The sequence below is a fragment of the Bradyrhizobium sp. WBAH42 genome, from assembly GCF_024585265.1.
Taxonomy (GTDB): Bacteria; Pseudomonadota; Alphaproteobacteria; order Rhizobiales; family Xanthobacteraceae; genus Bradyrhizobium.
In genome coordinates, this window is sequence record NZ_CP036533.1 from 636,596 (window position 1) to 650,042 (window position 13,447).

A 13,447-nucleotide genomic window follows, 5' to 3' on the forward strand; every position below is an offset into this window, starting at 1 on the left:
TCGCCGCGACCCATGACCGTGACGGTTGTCGGGTACGCAGCGAGAGGGGTCATGACGCGTCGACGTTTGGCATGGACTGCGGGTCTGGCGCTCGCCATCACCACCCTGCTGGCTACCCCGGCCCTCGCCCAAAAGGGCGACCTCGCCGCACAGGGGGCGCGGATCAACGCGCTCAACCAGGCCGGCAAATATGCGGAAGCGCTGCCCCTGGCGCAGGCCATGGTCGCGAGCCTGGAGAAGGGCAATGACGGGCGCGAGCTCTCTGCGGCGCTCAACAATCTCGGCCAGGTCTATGCCGGGCAGGGCCGCGACGATCTGGCCGAGCCGGTCTACAAGCGCGCGATCGCGCTGATGGAAAAGTCGCTCGGCCTCGACACCGCCTTGATCTCGCCCGAACTGACCAATCTCGCCGCGCTGTATCAGCGGCAGGGCCGCTTCACTGAAGCCGAGCCGCTGTTCAAGCGCGCGCTCGCCGTCAGCGAAAAGAGCCTGTCGCGCGAGCATCCAGATGTCGGCCGGGCCCTCAACAATCTCGCCACGCTCTATGTGAAGCAGGAGCGCTTTGCCGATGCCGAGCCGCTGTTCCGGCGTGCGCTCGCGATCTATCAGAAGGCCGCAGGTCCCGAGCATCCCGCGGTCGCCACGGTCCTGAACAACATCGGACAGGTCGAGCGCGACCTCGACCGCGACGCCGATGCCGAAGCGCCGATCAAGCGCTCGCTCGCAATCCGTGAAAAGGTGCTGGGGCCGGACCACCCCGACGTCGCGCGCTCGCTCAACAATCTCGCCGGGCTCTACCAGCACCAGCAGCGTTATGCCGATGCCGAGCCGCTGTATCGCCGCGCGCTGGCGATCCGCGAGAGTGCGCTCGGGCCCGATCACCCCGATGTCGCGACCTCGACGAGCAATCTCGCCGATTTCCTGCAGGCGACGGGACGGACGGCGGACGCCTTGCCGTTGGCGCAGAGGACGCTCGCGGCCAACCGTGTGCAGCTGCGTGTCGTGTTGCCGATCCTGTTCGCGGCGAGGCAGCAATCGCTGCTCGCGAGCGAGAAGGCGCTCGACGACGCCCTCGGTGCGATCCAGCGCGGCTCGCAATCCTCTGCTGCTTCCGCCGTGAACAAGCTCGCGGTGCGGCTCGCCGCCGGCAGCGACCGGCTCGCCGAGCTCGTGCGCAAGGATCAGGATCTCGCGGCCGAGTCCGAAGCGCTCGACAAGGCGATCATCGCTGCGGTGTCGAAGCCATCGGCCCAGCGTGACGTCGCGGCCGAGCAGCGCAGCCGCGCGCGGATCGCGGCGATCGCGAGCGCGCGTAGCGGATTGCAGGAGACGCTCGCGGTCGAGTTTCCCGACTATTCCTTGCTTTCCAACCCGCTGCCGCTGACCGTGAAGGACATCCAGCCGCTGCTGGCCTCCGACGAGGCGATGGTGGTCTATTCCGTCGTCGACAGGCGGAGCTATGTCGTCGCGATCACGCGCGAGCGCGTCGATTGGAAGGAGATTCCGCTCGAAGCGGACGCGATCACGCAGAAAGTCACCGCCTTCCGCAGGGGGCTCGATGTCGGCAAGGCGCGCGATGCCTCCGGCAAATCGGGATTGTTCGATCTCGGGCTCGCCAACGAGCTCTATGTCGCGCTGCTCGGCCCGGTCGAGGCGCTGACCAAGGACAAGCGCAACCTGCTGGTGGTGCCGTCGGCGGCACTGACCGCATTGCCGTTTCATCTGCTGGTCACGGAGAAGCCGCAGGCTGCGATCCCGGACCGGCTCGAGGGCTACCGCAGTGCTGCCTGGCTGCTGCGGCGCCAGGCCGTCTCGGTGCTGCCGTCGGTGATCAGCCTGAAATCGCTGCGCGCTTTTGCCCGCAGGGATCAGAGCATCAAGCCGATGACCGGTTTCGGCGATCCCGTGTTCAACCCTGCGGCCGAAGGGCCTGCCGACCGGCGCGCCGCGAGCGGCAAGGTCGCCGCACGCAGCATTGCGACGATCGCCTATGCCGACTTCTGGCGCGGCGCCGGCGTGGATCGTGCGCGGCTGGCCCAGGCACTGCCGCAACTGCCCGATACGGCCGATGAATTGAACGCGGTGGCGAGGGACGTCGGCGCGGCTGAGGGCGATATTCATCTCGGCCGCGACGCCAGCGAAACGACGCTCAAGCGTGCAGCGCTTGCCCAATACGGCATCATCTACTTTGCCACCCACGGCCTCGTTGCCGGCGACGTCAAGGGATTGGGGGAGCCCTCGCTTGCGCTCTCCATCCCCGACCAGCCGACGGAGCTCGACGATGGTCTTCTCACCGCGAGCGAAGTGGCCCAGCTCAAACTCAATGCCGATTGGGTTGTGCTATCCGCCTGCAACACCATCGCGGGCGACAAGCCCGGTGCCGAAGCGTTGTCGGGATTGGCGCGCTCGTTCTTCTACGCAGGCGCCCGCGCGCTCTTGGTGTCGCATTGGGCCGTGGATTCGGAGGCTGCGACCCGCTTGACCACATCGACCTTCGAGCTACTCAAGAACGAACCGAAGCTCGGTCGTGCCGAAGCTTTGCGCCGCGCGATGTTAGCCTATCTCGATGATGCCTCGTCGCCACGCAACGCTTATCCCGCGATGTGGGGGCCGTTCGCGCTGATCGGCGAGGGTGAGGTAAGATAGGGCGTCGGCGCCGCGATTGTGCGTCGCAATAACCGGGCATAACGCGCAAACGTGCATTTGGTTGCGCGATCATCAGCACTTTCTCGATGCAGCCATTCAGAGCTGACATGCGCGACGTTTGGCGCGGTCCTTGAATAAACCAAATCCTGCGGGATCAGCTTGGCAACGCCAGCGTTCATCAGTATTACGTCGTTCAGCCGAGGCCGAACGGCCCATATTCACGGTGATCGCGACGGCGCCAGACTTGGCCGCGCTGAGTGTCGCGAGTTCTAGGAGGATTTTTTCGTGCAAGAGACGGGCGTGCGCAACGGTGCCTTCGGCGCTGACAAATTCGGCTTAAAGAATCTCAAGCAGGTTCACTGGAACCTGGGTGCGCCGCAACTCTATCAATACTCGCTCGCAGCGGGCGAGGCGGTGCTCTCCGCCGATGGCGCACTCTGCGCTGACACCGGCGAGTTCACCGGGCGCAGCCCGAAGGACAAGTTCACGGTGCGCGACGCCGCCACCGACAAGAAGATGTGGTGGGCCGGCAACCAGTCGATCACCGCAGAGCAGTTCGAGACGCTCTATCAGGACTTCCTCAAGCACGCCGAAGGCCAGCGCCTGTTCGCGCAGGACCTCTATGGCGGCGCCGACCCGGCCTACCGGATCAAGACGCGCGTCTTCACCGAGCTTGCCTGGCACTCGCTCTTCATCCGCACGCTGCTGATCCGCCCCGAGGCGATCGAGCTGTCGACCTTCGTGCCGGAGCTCACCATCATCGACATGCCGAGCTTCCGCGCCGATCCCAAACGCCACGGCTGCCGCTCGGAGAACGTCGTCGCGATCGATTTCACCCGCAAGATCGTCCTGATCGGCGGGTCTTATTATGCCGGCGAGATGAAGAAGTCGGTGTTCACGACGCTGAACTATTATCTGCCCGAGCGCGGCGTGATGCCGATGCACTGCTCGGCGAATGTCGGCGCCAAGGGCGATACCGCGATTTTCTTCGGCCTGTCGGGCACCGGCAAGACGACGCTGTCGGCCGATCCCAACCGCACGCTGATCGGCGACGACGAGCACGGCTGGGGCCCGAACGGTGTCTTCAATTTCGAAGGCGGCTGCTACGCCAAGTGCATCAAACTCTCGAAGGAAGCCGAGCCCGAGATCTATGCCGCCTCGACTCGCTTCGGCGCGGTGCTCGAGAACTGCGTGCTCGACGAGGACACGCGCGTGGTCGATTTCGACGACGGCTCCAAGACCGAGAACACGCGTTCGGCCTATCCGCTCGACTTCATCCCGAACGCTTCGCGCACCGGCCGCGCGCCGCAGCCGAAGAACGTGGTGATGCTGGCTGCCGACGCCTTCGGCGTGCTGCCGCCGATCGCAAAACTCTCGCCGGCGCAAGCGATGTATCACTTCCTGTCCGGCTACACCGCCAAGGTCGCCGGCACCGAGCGCGGTCTCGGCAACGAGCCGCAGCCGGAATTCTCGACCTGCTTCGGCTCGCCCTTCCTGCCGCTCGACCCCAGCGTCTACGGCAACATGCTGCGCGACCTCATCGCCCAGCACAATGTCGATTGCTGGTTGGTGAATACGGGCTGGACCGGCGGCAAGTATGGCGTCGGCTCGCGCATGCCGATCAAGGTGACGCGCGCGCTGCTCACCGCCGCGCTCGACGGTTCGCTTCGCAACGTCGAATTCCGCACCGACAAATATTTCGGCTTCGCGGTCCCGACCGCGCTGCCGGGCGTGCCGGCCGAGATCCTCAACCCGGTCAACACCTGGAAGGACAAGGACGAGTTCGACAAGACCGCCCGCGCGCTGGTCGGCATGTTCCAGAAGAATTTTGCCAAGTTCGAAGCCCAGGTCGACGCCGAGGTGCGCGCAGCCGCGCCGGATGTGAAGCTGGCGGCGGAGTAAACGCTCTGTCTTAATGCAAAAGGGCGGCCGAGAGGCCGCCCTTTTTATTTGCCCCATTTCTCTCCACCGTCATTGCCAGCGCAGCGAAGCAATCCAGAATCCCTCCGCGGAGACAATCTGGATTGCTTCGTCGCCTGCGCAAAATTGCTCCGCAATTTTGTCGCGGGCTCCTCGCAATGAGGAGTCTGGAAGCACCTACGCCTTGAAATACGCGATCTGCGTCGTGGTCGCGAGCAGCCGGCCGTTCGGCGACCACAGCTCGGCGTTCTGGTCGGCGTAGCTCTTGTGCATGATCTTCGAATCGGCCGTCGCGAGCACGCGCGTGATGTCTTCAGCCGCGAGCTCCTCGGCGTCGGTGTGGAAATACGTCGTCAGCGACACCGTGCCGAACGGCACCAGCTCGCGCCGGGCGTGGAAGATGCGGCCGAAGAAGGCGTCCGACATCGACATCAGCGACAGCATGTCGAGCTTGCGCGGGGTGCGGTCGCTGATCCAGATCTTCGAATAGGTGCTGGCGGGCTCGGCCTGCGGCGGGCCCATCCGCATCTCGCCCTCGACGAAGCGGAATTCGTATTGGTTGGCCCAGGATGCCGAGATCTTCGGGAATGGCAGCGTCTGCTCGAACGGCTTAGCATCCGGATATTGCGCCACCCGGTGCTCCCAGGACGGCCGCCGCTCGGCGAACACCGCGGTGGCGAGCGTTGCGACCTCGCCGCCGCCCTGGCTGAGCTCGACGCTCCAGTGCTGGCTGGAGCGGTTGGCCTTGACCAGCCGCACGTCGAGATCGAACGGACCCTTGGCGATCGGCGCGCAATAATTCACGGTGACGGCGAGCGGATCGCCGGCCGCTTGCGGATGTTCGATCAGCGCGCGCAAAATGGTCGCGGCCGTGGCGCCGCCGAACGGGCCGACAAAGGCCCAGTAATCGTCGCTGGTGTGTCCCTGCCAGCTGCTGTCACCGGCGGTGACGCGCGTGGCCTCGTCGAAGGGGTGCGGGAGCTTGGCGTGCATTGTCGGTCCTCGGTGCCTCGTCGTCATTGCGGGTGCAGCGAAGCAATCCGGATTGTCTTCGCGGAAAGATTCTGGATTGCTTCGCTGCGCTCGCAATGACGGTGCTTGAGGTTGCGGCGTCGTGTCACGGACCCGCTTTGGGGATGATGATGATCATATCATCATCCCTTGCGAAGGATGCAATAACCTCGCAGGTAACACCGCTTCCACCCCGCGGAAAATCAGCCGGCGGCGTCGCGCAGGTTCGGTAGCAGCGGCGTCGTCGGGTTGACCGGCACGTTCCAGATCTCCTCGGCGTATTCGCGGATGGTGCGGTCGGAGGAGAACCAGGCCATGCGCGCCACGTTGAGGATGGAGGCGCGTGTCCAGGCCGGCGCCACCTGCCAGCGCGCATCGACCGCGCGCTGCGTCTCGTAATAGGAATCGAAATCGGCGCTGACCATGTAATGGTCGAGATAGCGCAGCGCATGCGCGATGGATTCGAAGCGGCCGGGATCGCCGGGCGAGAACTCGCCGGCGCCGATCGCGTTGATGGCGCGCTGCAGCTTTGGTGACCTGCGGATCACGTCGGAGGCATCCAGCCCCTGCTTGCGCCGGATCATGACATCGCCTGCCTCCATGCCGAAGATCGCGATGTTCTCCGCGCCGACATGGTCGCGGATCTCGATGTTGGCGCCGTCGAGCGTGCCGATGGTGATGGCGCCGTTCAGCGCCAGCTTCATGTTGCCGGTGCCGGAAGCTTCCATGCCGGCGGTGGAGATCTGCTCGGACAGATCGGCGGCGGGAATGATTACTTCGGCGAGGCTGACATTGTAGTCGGGCAGGAACACGACCTTGAGCTTGCCGCCGATCGCGGGATCGTTGTTGACGATGTCGGCGACGTCGTTGATCAGCTTGATTATCAGCTTGGCATAGCGATAGCTCGCCGCCGCCTTGCCGGCGAAGATCTTCACCCGCGGCACCCAATTGCCGTTGGGCTCGTCCTTGATCGCCTGGTACAGCGCGACCGTCTCGATGACGTTGAGCAGCTGGCGCTTGTATTCGTGGATGCGCTTGATCTGCACGTCGAACAATGCGCCCGGGTCGACCCTGATGCCGAGCCGTTCGCCGATCAGGCGGGCGAGCTGGGCCTTGTTGTGGTGCTTGACGCTGCGGAATTTCTTCTGGAACTCGACATCGCTGGCGCGCGCCTCGATCAGCGAGAGCTGGGTCGGATCGTCGAGCACGGCCTCGCCGCAGGTCTCGCGCAACAAATCGGTCAGCTTCGGGTTCGCCAGCATCAGCCAGCGGCGGAAGGTGATGCCGTTGGTCTTGTTGGTGATGCGGCCGGGATAGAGATGGTTGAGGTCGTGGAACACGGTCTCGCGCATCAGGTCCGAATGCATCGCCGAGACGCCGTTGATGCGGTGCGAGCCGACGAAGGCGAGCTGGCCCATGCGCACGCGGCGGCCGCTCTTCTCGTCGATCAGCGAGACCGAGGCACGGAAGTCGATGTCGCCGGGGCAGCGCGCTTCCGCGAGCGCCAGATGCTGCACGTTGATGCGGTAGATGATTTCCAGATGCCGCGGCAACAGTCGCTCGAACAGCTCGACCGGCCAGGTCTCCAGCGCCTCCGGCAGCAGCGTGTGGTTGGTGTAGGAGAGGGTGGCGACGGTGATCTTCCAGGCCTCGTCCCAGCGGAAATTGTGGAGGTCGACGAGGATGCGCATCAGCTCGGTGACGGCAAGGCTCGGATGGGTGTCGTTGAGCTGCACCGCGACCTTGTTCGACAGGCTGCGCAGCTGGCCGTCGGACGACAGATGCCGCTTGACCAGATCCTGCAGCGAGGCCGAGACGAAGAAATATTCCTGGCGCAGCCGCAGCTCGCGGCCCGCCGGGCTTTCGTCGTTCGGATAGAGGAATTTGCAGATCGCCTCCGCGCGCGCCTGCTCGGCGCTGGCGCTGACGTAATCGCCCTTGTTGAAGGCATCGAGCTTCAGCGGATCGGGCGAGCGCGCCGACCACAGCCGCAGCGCGTTGACGTGCTGGCCGCGCCAGCCGACGATCGGCGTGTCATAGGCGATCGCCTGCACGGTCTCGCTCGCGTGCCAGATCGCGCGGTCGCGGCCCTTGTCATCGACATGCTCGACGCCGCCGCCGAAATTGATGTCGTAGATCACCTCGGGCCGCTGCAATTCCCAGGGATTGCCGAAGCTCAGCCATTCGTCGGGATATTCCTGCTGCCAGCCCTGATTGATGATCTGGCGGAACAGGCCGTAATCGTAGCGGATGCCGTAGCCGATCGCGGGGATCGACAGGGTCGCCATGCTCTCCATGAAGCAGGCGGCGAGCCGGCCGAGGCCGCCATTGCCGAGCGCTGCATCCGGCTCGCATTTGCGCAGCTCCGGCAGCGAGACGCCGAGATCGCCGAGTGCGACCTCGAAGATCTGCAGGAGGCCCATGTTGTTGAGCGCATCGGTGAAGAGCCGGCCGATCAGGAATTCGAGCGAGAGATAATAGACGCGCTTGCGGCCCGCGTCGTAGCTGTGCTTCTCGGCCGTGAGCCAGCGATGCACGATGCGGTCGCGCAGTGCGAGCGCCGCGGCCTGATACCAATCGTGCCTGGTCGCCATGCCAGCGTCCTTGCCGATGGCAAGGCGCAGCTTTGCCAGGATTGCGCCCTTGATCTCGGCCAGCGCGAGTTCGTCGATGGGCTGCCCGGGGGCCGGAAAACTGGGCTGGAACGATGAATCCTGCAAAGCCGTCACTTCCTAGGTCGAAGTACTCTCACCAATCTACGCGTCCTGCCCCTTGCACCGGAACTGACGCCCGGCGGTCGTGCACGCCGCTGGCGCAAAATTATGCAAGGAACGGGCCGAGTTGGGAACCCGGAGGAGCACGGAGAAAGCCGGATTCGGTGCTAGATTACGAAAGATTCAGCCATCAGTGTGGAGGAGACGACCATGAGATTGCTGATCGAAATCGCCACTGCAGCCCTGCTCGTCGTCTGCATCAGCGCCACCAGCGCGGCGTTTGCCGCCGGCAAAACCGGTCGCAGCGCCGACGGCCTCAGCTGCGGCTTCACGGTGCCGCAGAATGCGTCGCCCGCAGCCCGCTGCACTGCGATCAAGCGCCAATGCGGCGGCAAGTTCTACGCAAGCGCGTGCGGTGACAAATTGATGTCCGCTGCGAATTGAGCGGAGGTCCGGCGAGCTCAAGCCGCCTTGCTCTGCACCGCATCGCAAAACTCCGCGAGACGATCCGCAAGCCGCAGCGTTGCCGGGCTCGCATCCGGTGAAGCCATCAGCGCCACCTCGGTCTTGTTGATCGGCGCAAAGCCATCCTTTGCCGTCAGCACGCGGTGATCGGACTGGATCGCCATCTCCGACAGGATGCTCAAGCCCATGCCGGCGGCGACCGCGGCCTGGATGCCGGCGAGGCTCGACGAGGTGTAGGCGGTGTGCCAGGCGCGGCCCGCGCTTTCCAGCGCGTGGATGGCGCCGGCGCGATAGATGCAGCCGAGCGGAAAGCCGATCAGCGGCACCGAGGGCACATCGACCTCGACCGGATGGCTCTTGCTGGTGACCCAGTGCACCCGCTCCGGCCAGACCGCGATCGCGTCCTTTGCCCCGGCCTCGCGCTTGTAGAGCGCAAGGTCGAGCTCACCGCGCGCGAGATCGCGGGCGAGATGCTTGCTCTGGTCGGCGCGCACGTCGAGCCGCAACCCCGGATGCGATCGCGAGAACGCGCCGAGCAGTTTTGCCAAGCGGTAGGCCGCAAAGTCCTCGGGGATGCCGAGCCGGATCGCGCCTTCGCCGCCCGGCTGGCGCAATACGTCGCGCGCCTCCTCGGCGAGCGACAGCAACCGCCGCGCATAGGAGAGCAGCCGCTCGCCGGCCTCGGTCGGGCGCACGTCCTTGCCGTCGCGGTGCAGCAGCACCTGACCGACATCCTCCTCCAGCCGCTTGATCTGCTGGCTGACGGTCGATTGCGTGCGGTGGACCCGTTCGCCGGCGCGGGTGAAGCCGCCGGCCTCGACCACCGAGACGAAGCTGCGCAGCAGCTCCAGATCCAGCATCGCCGCCTCCATTGAAAAATCCACTGGACTGCAGTTAATCATTTAATTTCCAAATGACAAGCGGCCTCCCTAGATCGAGGGCAGAAGAAAAACATCCGAGAATGCCCTCATGTCGCTCGCCACCTCGCTTCCCGCCCCGCGCAGCCGCTTCAACACATTGCCGCTCGCGATCGGCCTGTTCTGCCTGCTCTGGAGCTACGCCTTCGTCGCCGGCAAGATCGGCGTCACCCATTGCCCGCCGCTGATCCTGCTCGCCGCGCGCTTCTCGCTCGCGGGCATCCTGATCCTGGGCGCCACGCTCGCCCGCGGCGACGGCTGGTCATTGACCTGGCGTGACGCCGCGGTCTTCGCAGTGCTGGGCATCGCCAACAACGCTCTCTATCTCGGGCTCGGCTACACCGGCCTGCAATCGGTCTCCGCAGGCCTTGGCGGCCTGATCGTGTCGGCCAATCCGGTGTTCACGGCGGCGCTCGCCGCGCTGCTGCTCGGCGAAGGCATGACCTGGCGCAAGGCGAGCGGCCTCTTGCTCGGGATCATCGGTGTGACGGCAATCGTCTGGCATCGCCTGTCGGTCGGCGCCGACAGCCTGGACGGGATCGTCTTCACGCTGGCCTCGCTCGCCTCCATCGTCGCCGGGACCATCCTGTTCAAGCTACTCGCACCGAAGGGGTCGTTGTGGATCGGCAACGGCGTGCAGAACCTCGCTGCCGGCATCGCGCTGACGCCAGTCGCGCTGATTTTCGCCGATGTCCACGCCATCGACTATACGCCGGGCCTGATCGGCGCCTTCGCCTTCCTCGTGCTCGGCGGCTCGATCCTCGCCTCCTGGCTCTGGTTTCATCTCCTGAAGACGTGTGGCGCCACCGCCGCCAGCGCCTATCATTTTCTGATGCCGCCGCTCGGCATGCTGTTCGCGTTCCTCGTGCTCGGCGAGCACATCGAGGCGCGCGACCTGCTCGGCATCATTCCGGTCGCGCTCGGCATCTACCTGGTGACGCGGCCGGCGAAGGCGAAGTCGTGAGCGAGATAGAGGCCCCGCTATCTCAACATCGTCATTGCGAGCGCAGCGAAGCAACCCAGAATCTTTCGCGGAGGGACTCTGGATTGCTTCGCTGCGCTGGCCGTCTCGGCCTTGCCGATGAACGCCGTTGATCACGACCTCATAGCGATGCTTCAACCGCGCTTGGCTTTCGATACGTAACCGGCGGTGACCTCATCTTTGTGGCTGGCGAACGCAGCCAGTACTTCGGTCTTCTCGCGCTTCGGGACCTTGGCGAAGTCAAGTGTCCGTCCGAGTTCAGCTGCGACCTCGTCGAATTCCGCCGGGGAGATCAGCAAGGCCCGGTGCGCCTCCTCAAGGCCAAGGGGCGTCGTACCCGGCCTGGTGGCCTTGAACTGGAACGGCCCGCCCGAAACGTCACAGACCCAAAGTGTTCGCATGAACTTGAGGCCAGGCAAGCGTTTCAGATTCTTGGTGTGCCATTCCCTCAACTGCGGATTTTTGGACTTCTGGCCGACGATCGGGTTCTTTACGACAGCCTCGCTGAAGTGATCCACGACCGCTGCAATGGCGAAAACACCGCCAAGTCGTTCATACAGACTTTGATCCGGAGGAGTTTGCTGGGCCTGCGCATGCGCCTGATTGGCTCCAGCCAACGCCACGGGGGCGGCTGTCAGCGCCAGGCCTGCGACCACGCTTCGTCTGCTGATGGAAGTCGAACGAGCCCTTGCCATGGGTACCTCCTTACAGGGTTTCGTGAGGCATTGCGGCACCAGCATCGTCCCGTCGAAACCGCGGCCGTGCGCACACCGCGTGCCGGGCGGCCTTGTCGGTATTTGCCGTGCTCCCCATCGGATGGTTCGGAATGGAAATGGTTCCGGAGAAATTTTGCGCGGGATGCAAACCCATGCGCCGGCAGGTGACTCCGAAATGTCCGCTCCGGGGTCACAAGCAGTAATGCGCTGGCGGTTCAAGAATTTCCGTTCGGCCCTCGGGACATTCCTCTTACGAGCACACGGCCTAGTCCTTCCTGAACACGATCGAGGCCATCCACCCCGTCATCAGCGCCATCGCCACGGTGGCGAGGCCGTAGATCAGGCCGTTGTGCCGTGCGGTGGTCGCGACGAACTGCTCGAAGCCGACCTTGACGATCTCGAACGCGGTCTCGGTCTTGCCGATGAACGCACCGTTCGCGAACAGCTTGATCTCGACCTCATAGGTGCCGATCGGCACCTCCGCGGGCAGCGGAATGCCGGTACGGAACAGCGTCGGGGTCAGGAACGTCACCGCGCTTCCGTCTTCGCGATAAAGCCCGCGCTGGGTGCGCAGGCGAATGAAGGCCGAGCGGAACGCATCGTTCGGCACCACGTCGGCAAAGTCACCGCTGACCCGCTGGGTCAGCAGCACGTTGTTGAGCCCGATCTGCTGCCGCCGCGCAATCTCGGGCGAGGTGATAGCGTCGAACGGGCGGTTGGCGAACAGCGCGAGGTAGCTCGGCACCTGCAGGAACTGCCGGTAGTCGGTGTTGATCCAGATGCCGAAGGTGCGCTCCTTCCGCCGCGTCACCATCTCGGCGCGCGGGCCCATCACGGTGACGACGAGATCGTAGGCCGTGCGGTCCGCCGGCGTCGTCGCATCCTTCTCCACCGAGCCGAACAGCACCAGCTCCTCGCCGGAATAGTTCGGCGTCACCGTGACGCGGTGGTTCGAGACCGACACGATCAGCCGCTCGGCCCGCGCAGCGCCGCCGAGCAGCAGGACAAGGACGATGGCGAGAAGTGTGCGCTTCATCCGCTCACTCCGAGCTCACGGATGGTGAAAAGATCCGAGGGCTGGATCACCAGCTCGATCGCGAAGCGGACGCCGACCGAGAGGATGAGCAAGCCCAGCAGCAGCCGCAGCTGCTCGCCGCGAATCTTCTGACCGGCACGGGCGCCGAACTGCGCGCCTGTGACGCCGCCGACCATCAGGATCAGCGCCAGCACGGCATCGACCAGGTGATTGGTCGCCGCGTGCAGCATGGTCGCGAACAGCATGGTGACGAGGGTGAGGACCATCGAGGTCCCGATCACCGTCGAGGTCGGCACCCTCAAAAGATAGATCATGATCGGCACCAGGATGAAGCCGCCGCCGATACCCATGATGGCGCCGATGAAACCGATCATGGTGCCGACGATCAGCACGGGGATCACCGAGAGGTAGATTTTCGAGCGCTTGAACCGCATCTTCAGCGGCAAGCCGTGGATCCAGTTGTGCGTGCGCCGCGGCGGCACCGCGCCGCGCCGGGTCCGCATCAAGGCGCGCAATCCTTCCGAGAACATCAGGCTGCCGACCGTGGTGAGCAGCACGACGTAGGAGAGCGCGATCATCAGGTCGAGCTGGCCGTGCGCGCGCAGCTGGGTGAAGGTCCAGACGCCGAGCGTCGTGCCGGTCACGCCGCCGCACAACAAGACGCTCGCCAGCGCCGGATCGATCGCGCGCCGCCGCCAATAGGAGAGGGCGCCGGAAAACGAGGAGGCCGCGATGTGGCTCGCCACGGAGGCCACCGCCACCGCCGGCGTGATGCCGATGAAGATCAGGAGCGGCGTCATCAGGAAGCCGCCGCCGATGCCGAACATGCCGGAGACGAAGCCGACCGCCGCGCCCATGGCGAGCACCAGGAAGACGTTGACCGGAAGATCGGCGATCGGGAGGTAAAGCTGCATTGAACCTGCGCACCGGCGAGATGGATCGACGAACGCGGAATGCTCGCGGAAAGGACGGAACGATTGCCGCGTCCCTCAATAGCGGAATTCGCTGGCGGGCGGGACCGGGATTTTCAGGCGTGGTGA

General features: G+C 64.9%; 10 protein-coding genes. 4 read left to right on the plus strand and 6 right to left on the minus strand.

The window, feature by feature from the left end:
• Positions 1-51 precede the first annotated feature (51 nt).
• Together DCG74_RS03055 and DCG74_RS03060 are read left to right on the plus strand one after the other, a co-directional pair.
• Positions 52-2,646, plus strand: a complete 2,595-nt coding sequence (locus tag DCG74_RS03055; protein ID WP_172786664.1) for a CHAT domain-containing tetratricopeptide repeat protein — start codon at positions 52-54, stop codon at positions 2,644-2,646.
• A gap of 285 nt (positions 2,647-2,931) precedes the next feature.
• Entirely contained in the window at positions 2,932-4,548 is a 1,617-nt protein-coding gene (locus tag DCG74_RS03060; RefSeq protein WP_172786665.1) for a phosphoenolpyruvate carboxykinase, read from the plus strand.
• 195 nt (positions 4,549-4,743) lie between these two features.
• Here the strand turns inward: DCG74_RS03060 and DCG74_RS03065 are convergent, their stop codons facing one another.
• Together DCG74_RS03065 and DCG74_RS03070 are read right to left on the minus strand one after the other, a co-directional pair.
• On the minus strand, positions 4,744-5,559 hold the full coding sequence (locus DCG74_RS03065) for an acyl-CoA thioesterase II (protein ID WP_172786666.1): 816 nt from the start codon (positions 5,557-5,559) through the stop codon (positions 4,744-4,746).
• 221 nt (positions 5,560-5,780) lie between these two features.
• A complete protein-coding gene (locus DCG74_RS03070) occupies positions 5,781-8,297 on the minus strand; it encodes a glycogen/starch/alpha-glucan phosphorylase (RefSeq protein WP_172786667.1) in 2,517 nt (838 codons plus the stop codon).
• A gap of 204 nt (positions 8,298-8,501) precedes the next feature.
• Between DCG74_RS03070 and DCG74_RS03075 the strand changes: the two genes are divergently transcribed.
• The gene (locus tag DCG74_RS03075) at positions 8,502-8,735 is read left to right on the plus strand and encodes a hypothetical protein (RefSeq protein ID WP_172786668.1); all 234 of its coding nucleotides are present in this window, start codon (positions 8,502-8,504) and stop codon (positions 8,733-8,735) included.
• A gap of 17 nt (positions 8,736-8,752) precedes the next feature.
• Here DCG74_RS03075 and DCG74_RS03080 read toward each other — a convergent pair whose 3' ends face one another.
• Positions 8,753-9,616 (minus strand): LysR family transcriptional regulator, encoded by an 864-nt coding sequence (locus tag DCG74_RS03080; RefSeq protein WP_172786669.1) that lies wholly within the window; start codon positions 9,614-9,616, stop codon positions 8,753-8,755.
• A 109-nt stretch (positions 9,617-9,725) separates the two neighbouring features.
• Here DCG74_RS03080 and DCG74_RS03085 point away from each other — a divergent pair, with 109 nt between their 5' ends.
• Positions 9,726-10,637, plus strand: coding sequence for a DMT family transporter (locus DCG74_RS03085; protein WP_172786670.1), 912 nt, complete (start codon positions 9,726-9,728; stop codon positions 10,635-10,637).
• 152 nt (positions 10,638-10,789) lie between these two features.
• Here the strand turns inward: DCG74_RS03085 and DCG74_RS03090 are convergent, their stop codons facing one another.
• The 3 genes from DCG74_RS03090 to DCG74_RS03100 all read right to left on the minus strand — a co-directional run bounded on the left by DCG74_RS03090 (position 10,790) and on the right by DCG74_RS03100 (position 13,321).
• Entirely contained in the window at positions 10,790-11,350 is a 561-nt protein-coding gene (locus DCG74_RS03090; RefSeq protein ID WP_172786671.1) for a group 1 truncated hemoglobin, read from the minus strand.
• Between the two features lie 286 nt (positions 11,351-11,636).
• Entirely contained in the window at positions 11,637-12,407 is a 771-nt protein-coding gene (locus DCG74_RS03095) for a TIGR02186 family protein (RefSeq protein WP_172786672.1), read from the minus strand.
• Positions 12,404-13,321, minus strand: a complete 918-nt coding sequence (locus DCG74_RS03100; protein WP_172786673.1) for a sulfite exporter TauE/SafE family protein — start codon at positions 13,319-13,321, stop codon at positions 12,404-12,406. Before DCG74_RS03100 ends, DCG74_RS03095 begins: the two co-directional genes overlap by 4 nt.
• Positions 13,322-13,447: the final 126 nt, after the last annotated feature.

What these genes read in the sequence shown, in the direction of transcription:
- DCG74_RS03055 (WP_172786664.1), top strand. Translation starts at nt 52, where the DNA reads ATGACGCGTCGACGTTTGGCATGGACTGCGGGTCTGGCGCTCGCCATC.
- DCG74_RS03065 (WP_172786666.1), bottom strand. Translation starts at nt 5,559, where the DNA reads ATGCACGCCAAGCTCCCGCACCCCTTCGACGAGGCCACGCGCGTCACC.
- DCG74_RS03075 (WP_172786668.1), top strand. Translation starts at nt 8,502, where the DNA reads ATGAGATTGCTGATCGAAATCGCCACTGCAGCCCTGCTCGTCGTCTGC.
- DCG74_RS03080 (WP_172786669.1), bottom strand. Translation starts at nt 9,616, where the DNA reads ATGCTGGATCTGGAGCTGCTGCGCAGCTTCGTCTCGGTGGTCGAGGCC.
- DCG74_RS03085 (WP_172786670.1), top strand. Translation starts at nt 9,726, where the DNA reads ATGTCGCTCGCCACCTCGCTTCCCGCCCCGCGCAGCCGCTTCAACACA.
- DCG74_RS03090 (WP_172786671.1), bottom strand. Translation starts at nt 11,350, where the DNA reads ATGGCAAGGGCTCGTTCGACTTCCATCAGCAGACGAAGCGTGGTCGCA.
- DCG74_RS03095 (WP_172786672.1), bottom strand. Translation starts at nt 12,407, where the DNA reads ATGAAGCGCACACTTCTCGCCATCGTCCTTGTCCTGCTGCTCGGCGGC.
- DCG74_RS03100 (WP_172786673.1), bottom strand. Translation starts at nt 13,321, where the DNA reads ATGCAGCTTTACCTCCCGATCGCCGATCTTCCGGTCAACGTCTTCCTG.